At 55.7% G+C, this 11,879-nt stretch carries 9 protein-coding genes and 2 pseudogenes; 3 read left to right on the top strand and 8 right to left on the bottom strand.

The annotated features are described in order from the left end of the window. A partial coding sequence (locus tag ACP7E6_RS27600; RefSeq protein ID WP_426233102.1) for a M10 family metallopeptidase C-terminal domain-containing protein occupies nucleotides 1-642 on the top strand: 642 nt, incomplete at its 5' end. An 83-nt stretch (nucleotides 643-725) separates the two neighbouring features. On the opposite strand, the gene ACP7E6_RS27595 is transcribed toward ACP7E6_RS27600, so the two are convergent. From ACP7E6_RS27595 to ACP7E6_RS27575, 5 genes are all read right to left on the bottom strand, one after another. Continuing rightward, nucleotides 726-1,559, bottom strand: a complete 834-nt coding sequence (locus ACP7E6_RS27595) for a Hint domain-containing protein (protein WP_426233100.1) — start codon at nucleotides 1,557-1,559, stop codon at nucleotides 726-728. Nucleotides 1,560-1,816: 257 nt separating this feature from the next. Continuing rightward, on the bottom strand, nucleotides 1,817-2,104 hold the full coding sequence (locus ACP7E6_RS27590) for a hypothetical protein (RefSeq protein ID WP_426233098.1): 288 nt from the start codon (nucleotides 2,102-2,104) through the stop codon (nucleotides 1,817-1,819). Nucleotides 2,105-2,303: 199 nt separating this feature from the next. Then, on the bottom strand, nucleotides 2,304-3,551 hold the full coding sequence (gene wecB, locus ACP7E6_RS27585) for a non-hydrolyzing UDP-N-acetylglucosamine 2-epimerase (protein WP_426233096.1): 1,248 nt from the start codon (nucleotides 3,549-3,551) through the stop codon (nucleotides 2,304-2,306). 27 nt (nucleotides 3,552-3,578) lie between these two features. After that, nucleotides 3,579-4,367 (bottom strand): CpsD/CapB family tyrosine-protein kinase, encoded by a 789-nt coding sequence (locus tag ACP7E6_RS27580; protein WP_426233094.1) that lies wholly within the window; start codon nucleotides 4,365-4,367, stop codon nucleotides 3,579-3,581. Nucleotides 4,368-4,370: 3 nt separating this feature from the next. Next, entirely contained in the window at nucleotides 4,371-5,765 is a 1,395-nt protein-coding gene (locus ACP7E6_RS27575; RefSeq protein ID WP_426233092.1) for a GumC family protein, read from the bottom strand. 734 nt (nucleotides 5,766-6,499) lie between these two features. On the opposite strand from ACP7E6_RS27575, the gene ACP7E6_RS27570 reads away from it, so the two are divergent. Continuing rightward, nucleotides 6,500-7,423, top strand: a complete 924-nt coding sequence (locus ACP7E6_RS27570; protein ID WP_426233090.1) for a glycosyltransferase — start codon at nucleotides 6,500-6,502, stop codon at nucleotides 7,421-7,423. Nucleotides 7,424-7,903: 480 nt separating this feature from the next. Beyond that, complete coding sequence (locus ACP7E6_RS27565; protein ID WP_426233088.1) at nucleotides 7,904-8,584, top strand: sugar transferase; 681 nt, start codon at nucleotides 7,904-7,906, stop codon at nucleotides 8,582-8,584. Between the two features lie 127 nt (nucleotides 8,585-8,711). Here the strand turns inward: ACP7E6_RS27565 and ACP7E6_RS27560 are convergent, their stop codons facing one another. The 3 genes and pseudogenes from ACP7E6_RS27560 to ACP7E6_RS27550 form a co-directional block, all read right to left on the bottom strand. Then, nucleotides 8,712-9,500: a LuxR C-terminal-related transcriptional regulator gene (locus ACP7E6_RS27560; protein WP_426233086.1), complete on the bottom strand. Its 789-nt coding sequence runs from the start codon at nucleotides 9,498-9,500 to the stop codon at nucleotides 8,712-8,714. Nucleotides 9,501-10,133: 633 nt separating this feature from the next. Beyond that, nucleotides 10,134-10,526: pseudogene (locus ACP7E6_RS27555) on the bottom strand (IS110 family transposase); the annotation flags it as partial. A gap of 531 nt (nucleotides 10,527-11,057) precedes the next feature. Beyond that, nucleotides 11,058-11,809, bottom strand: a pseudogene (locus ACP7E6_RS27550) (IS5 family transposase). Between the last annotated feature and the right edge of the window lie 70 nt (nucleotides 11,810-11,879).

Here is an 11,879-nt window from a genome sequence, read left to right as displayed (position 1 = left end):
GCAGGCAACGATCTCCTGAACGGTGGAGCCGGCGGCGACAAGCTGGATGGCGGTGCAGGAACCGATACGGCTTCCTACGCGGGCGCAAAGACCGGCGTCACAACCAGCCTTGCCAATGCCGGCCTCAACACAGGTGACGCCGAGGGCGACAGCTATGTCTCGATCGAGAACCTGAAAGGCTCAGGTTATGCGGACAAGCTCTATGGCAATGCCGAAGCCAATATGCTCGAAGGGGAGGCCGGTAACGACTTCCTGAACGGCGGCGGCGGCAAGGACGTGCTGTATGGCGGGGCTGGTGCAGACGATCTGACTGGTGGTGCCGGTGCCGATAGCTTTGTCTTCAAGGCGCTGGCCGACTCGACCGTATCGATCAGCGGCCGCGACACGATCCTCGATTTCTCGGGCACCGGTGGTGACCGGATTGACCTGTCGGCGATCGACGCCAATACCACAGCGTCCGGCAATCAGGCTTTTACCTACCTTGGCAGCGCAGACTTTACCGGCAAGGCCGGGGAGCTGCGCACCGTCAAGGGCGCCTCCGACACTTATGTCTATGGCGACGTCAACGGTGACGGAAAAGCCGATTTTGCTGTTCACCTCGACGACGCCATCGCGCTTCACAAGGGATACTTCGTGTTGTAACGCAGTGAGGCCGCGAAAGCGGCCTCACTGACCCAGGAGAAGTCGGAAGCGAACCGTGGGTCGCCATCGCCGTCAGCGGTTTCTCAGCTGATCAAGCTTTCGGCACGCAACGCAATCCTCCGGTGCGTGTTGCGGGCCGGTTCCCGAACCCGAAGTGCACGGCGGAACCTGGCCGAGATCAAAGCCTTGAGGTGTTCACGGCCAGAATCAATCCCAACGATGGGGGCGAACGGCTTCATCACAGAGACCTTGCCGGCAGGGTGGATTCGCGCGAATTCACCGAAATTGGTGAAGGTTTCGTGATTGCCATCTTTCAGGAGGAAGGTCTCGGCTGCAAGCCCTTCAGCCAGCACCGCTTCATGCGTATCGAGTACGATGTGATAATATTCGATGATCTTGCGATCATCCGGCAGCGCGGGCGCAATGGTGATGCCGTTGACGAGATCCTTTGCTCGGATCAGCACGCCATCAATTAAGAGCGCGTGGCCTGGGGAAACATAGAGGTCTTTGTGGGGTGTCTGCCGGTCGATTGCGTGTTTGGCGACACGGATGGGGAGCACACCGGTAGGCCAGGACGCGCCATTTCGCTTGTAGATGTGACGGCCGATCCATTTGACGTCCATTGCCTTGCCATCGACGGTCGTAACGAGATCTCCGGTCTTAAGATGTTCGATACCGATCTCGCCGGCCGGTGTCGTGATCGCGGTGCCCAAGAGAAAACACATCGGATTTCCGCCCCCTTGGTCGCCCTTTTTCCACCATGGAATTCCGATGGCTTGGGCGATCGACGCAGGAAGGACCGTTGTCGCTGTGAGAGCGCTCAATGCGGCGACCTTGGCGCCGCTCGCGGCGGCCAAACCGAGAAAATGCCGCCGCGCACCATTGACTTGCGTCTGGCGTTCCTTGTTTGACGACATCGTCATCTCCTTTTGAATGAACCGCTGAATTTCAGTCTAAGATGAGCACCGTACTCGCTCCCGGCCTGGACAGATACCTCTGCAAGAGGTGAAGGCGAGCTGTCTCTTCGGAGTAGGCTAACCATCTTGAGTATCGTGTTTGCGCGCTTGCATCGATCGAGGATCAGCTAGATCACATGGCGTCGAGCTTCCATCCCCGACAGGCCCGGGACGCCCTAGGCAACTGAACCCCTACACCAAGCGCATGAAATCCCTGATTAATTTTGTTCGCCCTTGGACGGAATTTGATTTTCCATTTCCTCTGCATAGAGGATGAGAAGGGCGCCAAGCTCCTTGGCCGCAGTCGGGGACATTGCTGTCTGAAATTGATGCGGCGAGCGATCGGTATCCTTGTACGTATCCCATTCCCATTTGGAAATGGCGTAGCCGATCCGCAGCATGACGTGATACGGCTCGCTGACGGCGACACCCCATTCCAACAGGGTATAGGCCTTCAGCTTATTCCCGGCATCGACCTCCCATTTTGAAATGTCGTTTTCGCTCATAGTGCGGACTTTCCGATTTGGCATTTACCCAAACTCTGAAAACCGGCGATCTTTTAGAGTTTGCGGATCGAAAGACGGGGCGGGGAGTGTCACCCAGACGCTCTCCCCAGATGGCCCCCGTCATCCGCGTCGTCTGATTTAGGGCAAGCGTTGGAGTGCCCGCAGCGTATCAACAAGCGGCCGTCGAACCCGCGGACACTCAAGCTGCAAAACCGCTTACTGCGCGTGCCGCAGCTGCCGGTTCGAGCGGCGTGCGAGCTGCATCGAACTCATCCGGTCTTTCGCCCAGCTCAAAAAAATGCTCGATCGCCTGGACTGACCGTAACGCTGCCTGTCCGTCGCCATAAGGATTTACCGCGTGCGCCATGTCCTGATAGGCGCGCCGGTCCGTTAGCAATTCGCTGACTTCGTCAACGATGCGGTCCTCGTCGGTGCCAACAAGACGCACCGTGCCGGCGGCGACGGCTTCAGGCCGTTCCGTGGTTTCACGCATGACGAGGACCGGCTTGCCAAAGGTAGGCGCTTCTTCTTGCACACCGCCGCTATCCGTCAACACAATGGAACAATCGCGCATGGCTTTGACGAAATCACAGTAATCGAGCGGCTGCGTAATCAGCACATTCTCAAGCCCCTGAAGCGGGGGTAGCAACACGTCTCGCACGGCCGGGTTAAGATGCGCGGGGAGCAGGAAGGCGATCTCGGGGAACTTGCGCGCCAGCCGGGCGATGGCGCGTGCGGTTTGCGCCATGGGCTCGCCCCAGGATTCGCGCCTGTGTGCGGTCACCAGAACGCTTCTGCGGCCGCTGATCCGCCGAAGATCCGGATTTCCCGCTTGATGGATGCGCCCCGACACATGCAGCAGGGCATCGATCACCGTATTACCGGTCACGACAATATCGCTTTCCGGAACACGGTCCTTGAGGAGATTTGCCTTCGAAGTCTGCGTAGGTGCGAGATGCAGCGCTGCGAGCTGGGTGGTCAAGCGACGATTGATTTCCTCGGGGAACGGGTTATGCCGCTCGCCTGTTCGCAATCCCGCCTCAAGGTGGATCAGCGGGATTTTCCGGTAAAAGGCTGCCAGTGCCGCGGCAAAGCAGGTTGTCGTATCGCCCTGGACGACGACCGCGGCCGGCGCTTCGCTTTCGATGACATTGGCCACACCTGCAAGAACTCGGGCGGTAATGCTTTCGAGTGTCTGTGCCTGCGTAATGATGTTGAGGTCATGGTCGGGCTGAATTGCAAACAGCCGGTTGACCTGATCAAGCATTTCCCGATGCTGACCGGTGACGGCGACGATGGGCGTGCAATGGCGCGAAGACGCGAGCGCATGGACTAGCGGAGCCATCTTGATGGCCTCGGGGCGAGTGCCATAGACGATGAGTATTTTGCGCATGGCAATTTCCTTTATCCGGAGTTGACAATCATTTTGGCGAACGAAGGCAAACAAGCCTGGCCGACCCAATCCAGTTCGTTGTCAATCAGTGCAATATCGGCATTTGTTCAAAACGACTCCGAGCATGTTTGTCCGCTCGGACAGATACCGCTCGCAACGATCCACCTCGGCAAATGTGCTGTGCTCTGCGGCCGCAACCAGAATTGCGCAGTCCACATTCGGCAGGAATGCTGTCACATCATCGCTGGAAAGCATCGGGGGCAGATCGTACAAAATGACATCCGGCCCCATCCGCAGGCGTAAATCCTGCAATACGCGGACAGCCTCCAAACTCTGCAGCAATTCCGCGGAAAACTGCACCGGTCGATCATTTACCGCCACTGCCAGGTTTTCACCGTAGCGCAGAAAGATATCTTGGATCGGCGCATCGCCTTTCAGGAAATCCTCCATGGAGGCGCGCGCAGTGACGCCGAGCATTTCGCCAATTTGCGGTAGCTTCAAGTTGAGATCGACCAGCAGCGTGCGGCGGTCTAGCTGATGCGCCAAGCTGAAGGCAAGATTAAGCGCAACAAGCGATTTTCCGCAGGATGCTGTGGGCGACGTGATCGCAATCGATGTCCAGCCATTTTGACGAAGATTTTGCAGAACTGTTGTACGCATCATGTCGAACGGCACATGCGCCGGATCCGACCGGTCTATCGTGACGATGCGGTTTCGAAAGACCGTGTCGGGCGCCGGATCTAGGCTCGCGAGATTTCCCCAGGCGATTTCAAATCCCAGCCGCGTGCAGGCCTGCATTGCCTGCTCCGCCAGCTGATCATTGCTTTGCAATCTGAGACTGTCTTGCAGGGAGGCTCTTGTCTGATCCATGATTTACACTCTGCCTCCGGCGAAGGTTGCTGCGGGGATAAGAGAGACTTTTGGCCCTGCGTCGCTTTTCGCGGTTGCGTGACGGACATCTTGGACCGATACCGGACCACCCTGGTCCGCCGAAAGCGGCGTAATTCCAATAACGAGCATTGCCGCTACGTGACGTCTGTAGTTTGGAAAGTGCTTTTTGCTCGGCGGCCTGATGTTGGGGATGGTGGCAAGCGGTTGTGACTGGAGCAATTCCACCAGTTCCACAGGTCTGCGGATGGTCTTGTTGAGCAACTCAAGCAACACGATGACGGCAAGACCCAATCCAAGTCCTGCGATGCCGCCAAGCGCGACGATGCGCCGGCGTTGAGGACTGATTGCCCTCACAGGCGGCGTCGCAGCCTCAAGAAGCGAGAACCGACCGCCATCCGCCCGCATTTCGATTTGTTCGCCGGTTAGCGCCTCCGCACGCCTGCCGATGGCGGCATTGTATTGCACCTGAATATTCTGGCGGTTCCGCTCCAGCGAGTTTAGCACCGTTTCGCTGGCAGCAGTGCCTGCGATCGAGCGTGTCAGGTTTTCAATTCCACGCGTCACGGTCGTCTTTTCGATCGCTACGGCCCGCAGACGATCATCGATATCTGAAAGTTGCAGGTCGAGCCCGAACGGGCCGGCTTGTCTGGCCGCAGGCGCGTCATCCTTGTTGCCGACCTCTGAAGGGTTGGCCAAGAGCGCATTCTGCAGAGACGCGATCCTGACGCGCAGTGCCTTGATATTCGGGCTGGTTTCCGAAAAGAGTGCAAGCTGTTCTGCAAGGGCGCGATTGAGATCGGCAAGCATCTGCTGTTCGGGCGTAGCAGGCGCTGCTCCAGCAAATTGCCCTGCATTAGTATAGGTCGCGATCAGGTTGCCGCGTTTTGTGCGAAGATCCGTTTCCTCGCGCTCAAGCGAAATCAGCCTTTCCTGCAGGCTGCCTTGCTGGTTGCGACGAAAGTCGAGGCTCTCTGGGAGAGTGTCCTTGTTCTCGGTCTTGAACTTGAGGATTTCGGCTTCCAGCCGGTTCAAATCGGCCGACAGTCTGTCCACGGCCTGATTGAAGAACCGCAATGTGCTTCCGGCACGATCGGTCCGTTGACGCTGATTTCTGTCGAGGATCATGGCCGCGAGTTCGTTAGCCACTCTGGCGGCCATATCCGGCTTGCCGGCCAGGAAGGATACACTGAAAACGGTTGCTCCCTGATCGCGGCTCTGCGTGTCAAATTGCAATTGCTCGAACTTTATCCGGGACCGCATGTCTGCAACGAGATCGTTCTCCTCGGGCACCTTCGCGCTATCGCTGTACACCGCCAGCGTGTTTGCCAGCGCCAACAGATCATCTCGTGTGGTGATTTGCTGCTGCAGGATCTGCAATTGCTCGACGGCGCTCAGCGGCACGGTCGAGCGCGCAAGTTCGGCCGGAATTTGTGGCGCCTCGGACAGAATTTTTGCGCTCGAACTGTAGAGCGGCGAAATGGAAAACGTTGCCGTGACGGCTGACAACAATGCGGCGACCATGATCGCTAGGAGATAAGGCAGCCTTCGAAACAGGATCGAGGCATAAAATTTGAAGTCTATGTTGCCCATACCCCAAACACCCAACTTCCAAACGAGCTTAGCACCATGGCCGATGTCATTGTTCAGTGGTTCGGAATCTCGCAACAGATGGTCAATGGAGGGTGTACGGGAGATCATCCCCAGCCGGATTAGTACTTTTGGACGCGCACTATCTCCCTATGCTGTAGATCGCCTCGCACGCCCCATGGCCGCTTCACCAAAGCAGCGTGTCCCACTCAGGCGGGCCCGAGCGATGAAGCTCTGGCGGCGTATGAGATGACGTAAGCAAAAGGCCGGCCCATAAGTTGCCCGTCCGCCGAAAGGCTTATGTGATGTCCTGGCGCTCTTCAGGTTCCTCCCAAAGTACAGGGTTGGACGCACCGTCCTGCATCTCAAGTCGGGTGCGGGAGCGTCTTCCTACACGTGGTCATTCCGTTCATCTTATGATGGGAGACAACTTTGGCAATCGGCCCATGTCATTGGCGATGCTCCCCCGCCGGCCTTGCACCGGCGCTAGTAACGCGCCGCCAAAAATCCAGTAGGAAGATCTAATGCCGCCGCCCTTCCAGCTCAGCGTGATCGTTCCCCACCTCAACGAGCCCAATGATCTGCGTTACTGCCTACTCTCGCTCGACGCACAACGCGCGGATGGTATTCCGTTCGAGATCATTGTGGTGGACAACGGTTCCACGGAAATGCCACTGGCGGTCTGCCACGATATTCCAGATCTCCGTTTGGAGCTGGAAATCGTTCCCGGCCCAGGCCCCGCCCGCAATCACGGCGCCAGTCTCGCGCGGGCGGACCTTCTGGCATTTATCGATTGCGACTGTATTGCACAGCCTGGCTGGGTCAAAGAGATCGTCAAGGCCATGTTAAGGAGACCCGATATCGGCCTCTTGGGTGGCGATATCGGAGTTTTGATGGCTGATCCGCACTGTCCAAGTGCAATCGAATCCTACGAAAACATCTACGCCTATCGTGCCCGTACTTATGTCGAACAATATGGTTTTGCGGCAACGGGCAATATGGCGGTCAGAAAGCGGGTTTTTCAGTCCGTCGGCCCCTTTGGCGGGATTTCGACGATGGAAGATACGGAATGGGGGCAGCGGGCGACAGCCATGGGCCATCGCATCCTCTTTCTTCCGGCCGCAAAAGTTCTGACGCCCTCATGCAAATCATTTGCCGATCTGGCGCGCCGGTGGGACCGGCATGTCGCCCACGCGTTTCGCAAGATTTCGGGCCACCCCGGTGCGACGCTGCGCTGGCTTGTAAATGCGGCGGTTATTGCCGGGTCGCCATTGGCGGAGACGTTAAGAATCTTTACGACAGATCGCGTTTCCGGCATCCGGAATCGGATCCTTGCACTGGCGTGCCTAACCCGCATTCGGGCGCATCGGGCACGTCGTATGTTCGGCCTGGTATTTCATGGCGATGCAGGCCGGTTCATCGAAAACTGGAACCGCGAAGGGTCTTGAACCGCCAAATGTCGACACGTTTATGCGGGGCCTGGCGAAGCCGCCCCCCACATGCCTTCAGCTATTGCCGCCTTGCCGAGGAGCGAAGGCTCTACCGATGCGTTGACTGCGCTCGCTGAACACGACGGTCACAACCTCCAACCGTCCCCCCACTCCAATGCAACTCTGCGACGTCCGCCCGCCTCGGTGCCGGCGGCTTCCCTTGCCCTTCCTCCTACCCGCCGGAGGCTGGTGAGAGCAGCGGAAAATGCTGGTTCAAAGTCCGCCATTCTCTGATTGAGAATTCGACCTACATCGAATTGTTTAGATTAGATTAATTGCGATTTGGATTGGTATGGTTAAGATCATATTAACAGCAGCATTGGGGCACTTTTTTTAGAATACGAAGAAGGCAACTTCTGTCGTGAATGCAATTTTATATTAAGTTTTTTCTCGCCCCTTGCGCCATTTTTTTAAAACTAGGCTGCTCCTGGAGGCGTCATGTCGGAAAGTAATCTCGGATATCCCTTGGGTTTTGCTGATCATAAATCGGCATACAACCAGACGGAAAAAGCGCGATCATTCTATTTTGCGGAAAAGCGATTTTTTGACATCCTCGTGACGTTATTGGCTGCACCGTTCGCTCTGACTATCGTTGCACTGGTTGCGGTACTAATCCGGTTGAATGGTGGCAAGGCATTCTTCTGTCAGCCGCGGGTTGGAAAAGGCGGCAGGATCTTCAATCTGTGGAAGCTTCGGACGATGGCGCCGGACGCGGACCAGAGGCTGGAAGAATATCTGGCATCCAACCCGGTCGCAAAGGCCGAATGGGAGACCAAGCAGAAACTTGAGAACGATCCCCGCATCACATGGCTCGGCAAATATCTGCGCAAATATTCGATTGATGAACTGCCACAGCTGCTGAATGTATTCGCAGGAGACATGAGCTTGGTTGGCCCGCGGCCGATGCTCCCTGAGCAACGGCAACATTATCCCGGAACGGCATACTTCAATATGCGCCCCGGCTTGACCGGCCTTTGGCAGATCAGCGAACGCAATGGCTGCACCTTCGTCGAGCGCGCACTGCACGACACCCGTTATTCCGGCATGATGTGCTTCAGTGCGGATTTGTGGATCTTGTTCCGCACGCCGATGGTCGTTCTCAAAGGAACGGGACTCTGAAAAAGAGGCCCCCACAAAAAAGCAGAGCACCAGATATTTCTGGTGCTCTGCCAACGATTGGATGAAAGAGACAAATCCGAATGACTTTACGGAAATTATACTCCGGAGTGGAATTATCAGTTAAGTCCTAGTGTTCACTTCCCTTCACGCTTTCATTCGATGAAGCGGAGGAAAGCGGAAAGAGATCCTTGATCTTGTAGGCCACTTCTGTCCGGTTGGTCGCCTTGACCTTCTTCATGATATTGCGGATATGAACCTTGACGGTGCTTTCGCGCAAATTGAGTTCATAAGCGATGATCTTGTTCGCCTTGCCCCGCCGCAACGCCTCGACCACTTCGGCCTGCCGTTCCGTAAACATGCCGGCCAACGGGCGAGCCGCTGGATTCCCGGTTTCAAGAGCCTGGCGCATGGCGAATACGCTGCTGGCCGGAACGAAGATGCCGCCAGCCATGGAAAGGGCAATGGCTTCTATACAGACGTCGATGCTGACGGACGATGGAATATAGCCTTTCGCACCGCATTCCAGCGCCTTCATGATCTGCGGCAGATCGTCAGCATCAGCGAGAACAATGATGGGCGCGTCAAACGCCGAGGCGAGCCTGGTAATTTCTTCGGACACACTCGGCTCGCCGATTTTTTTACCGCCAATGTTTAAAAGAACGGCGGCCAGCGGCGGGTAGTCATGCCGCTTTCGTTCCCACTCCTCCACCGACCCAAAGGCCAGAACATCCATGTCGATCTTGTGTGCGGAGATGCAATAGGCGAGGCACTGACGGTCAAGCGCACGATCGTCAATGATCAACAGCGAACGCCCTCGCGGCAGCTCGGTGGTTCTCTTTTCATTATCAGTTTGAATAGAATCATGGAAAAGATTAGTCGAAATGTCTTTGCCGTTTGTCATTAACAGTGAGTTCATACGTCTCTACTCCCAAAACGCACATGCAGGCGCCCCGTCAATGCCAGGGTCGTAAAAAAGCACGCGCCAGCCCCAGATCTATAATAGACTTAACCTGTGATATAAATTTGTTTAAATCAAAATATCTATTCGCAGTTACTTATATTACACGATGTAAATCGAGTTGCATAGTATTTGAATGAAGCCGTAAATTATTTATTTTCCGTGACGAAGTGAAGGTAAGCCAAGGGGGCAAACGGATACCCTTTAAGGCTTAATAGCCAGTACCTTTTTAGGGGTATCATCAGCTCCATGCCGCGCAGCCGTAGTCAGCTGTCACGAGCCGTAATATTTATCGTTGGCAGCAGGGGAATAAAGTTTCCTTTTACACACTACAAACAAGTATCTTTTAAATTATTTAAATAATGTCCGCGCATATTGCGATGCGAATGATCTTCTTCGCAGCAACGTCGTATTTCTGCATTGTTTCCTTAGACTCAGATGGGGTATTCGGCTTGAGCCCGTCTTTGAAGATTTTGGATAGAGGTGCTGCGCTTCGTGCTGATGATAAACATGGTCTGTTCTCTAACAGCCACAACCATCAGAAGGGAAGCGCAGCATGAAGTATTATGCGGGTTTTGACGTCTCTCCCATGAACAATTCCTGTGTGAGATCTGGCACAGTCCCGTCAGTTTGTACCCTTTCAAGCAGCAGAGGAATATGGGCCAGCCCCTTGGCTGCTGAAATACCGAATTCGTTGGCGTAACCCCGGATAGCGTTGGCGAGTTGGGTGCGGTTGGCTATGAGACGGGTACGGACGCTGATCAGCATGAGTCCCGCTTGTTCATCAACCGTCTTAACCGGAACAAACCGCATCGTTGGGCGGCTCATTGCCTCGCACAGCCCTTCGGCGTCCGCAGCGTCGTTCTTGTTGCGCTTGACGTAGGGCTTAGCGAGTTGCGGCGCGATCATTTTCACCTCATGTCCGAATGAGGTGAGCAGCCGTGCCCAATGATGGGAACCGCCACAGGCCTCGATCGCCAAGACTGGTCAGCTTTTTGATCGGGCGATTGGAATGGATCCGGCCAACGGCTAGCTGTTGCGAACGCTTCCTAGTTTGATCCGAATACTTTCCGCCAGTGTCCTGATGGACCGGCGTCAGAACGTCCCTGCCGGGACGTAGGCACGGTGATTCCGCGTGTTGGAGTGCCAACGCACAAATGGCGAATTGCGTCGTCCACATTGGAACACCCGACCTGCGAAGCCCCATCATGCGGCGACCGTGTGTCGACCGCGAAGACGACCCTGCTTCCGGCAAACGCTCACTAGACGCTGCAAAATCACATACTTGGCGCCCACATCGATCGCTTTCCAGCACTGACCACAGTGCCGGCCGGACTGATCTTTGAAAAAAACGCTTGCAAAATGCCGTGCGATTAGACGACTCCAACATCATGGGAGAGCCAAAGTGCTCATCCCAAAGAGAAGCGAGACCCGCAAAAGACTTTTCCACCGGCAATACCGGAAAGCTCGAAAGCGCTTGACCTCGACACGCCGAATACAGAAGGACTCGATAAATCAAAGCCAGATGATGACGGCTGCGTCGATGCATATGCTTGAGAAGAATGTGTGGGCGCAGGATCATACCTTGTGTGGATACGGCGCCAGTCTTTGAGCCTGCCAAACATGTTCTCGATCTTGTGGCGCTTTTTGTAGAGCTCGGGATCATGCGGGATCGCGACCTTGCGGTTTGCCCTTGAAGGAATGCAGGCGGTTATCTTGCGTTCCGCCAGGGCGTCTCGGAACCAGTCGGCGGCGTAGCCCTTGTCAGCCAGGAATGTCTTGGCTTTGGGAAATGCCTCCAGCATCCGAGCGACCCCTTTGTAATCGCTCATCTGTCCTTCGCTCAACAGCAGGATCAGTGGTCGGCCATGACCATCGCAACAGCGTGTAGTTTCGAGTTCAGGCCGCTTTTGGTGCGGCCGATACGTCTGGGAACATCCCCTTTTTTAGCAGACTGGCTGCGGTGCGTTGGGCTTTCAAATGGGTGGCATCGATCATCAATTGCTCTGGCTTACCGCGTTTTGCGATCAGTTCGGCCAGAATCCGGTTGAACACACCAAGCCGGCTCCAGCGAATGAAGCGATTATAGATCGTCTTGTGCGGACCATATTCCTTCGGCGCATCACGCCACCGCAACCCATTGCGCAAAACAAAGATAATGCCGCTTACGATCAGCCGGTCATCGACGCGTGGCACCCATGTGAAAGTGGGAAATAGGACTCGATCCGGCGCATCTGCGCCTCCGACAGAAGCATCAAATCACTCATAACAGCGTCTCCCTTCGATCCCAATGAATCAAAGAGAGCAAGCCACCGCAAGTGATTTAATAGGTCCTGA

The sequence above is a fragment of the Pararhizobium sp. DWP3-4 genome (assembly GCF_049898205.1).
GTDB lineage: Bacteria > Pseudomonadota > Alphaproteobacteria > Rhizobiales > Rhizobiaceae > Pararhizobium.
Note: the sequence above shows the minus strand (reverse complement) of the source record. Positions and strands in the feature narration are given on the sequence as shown.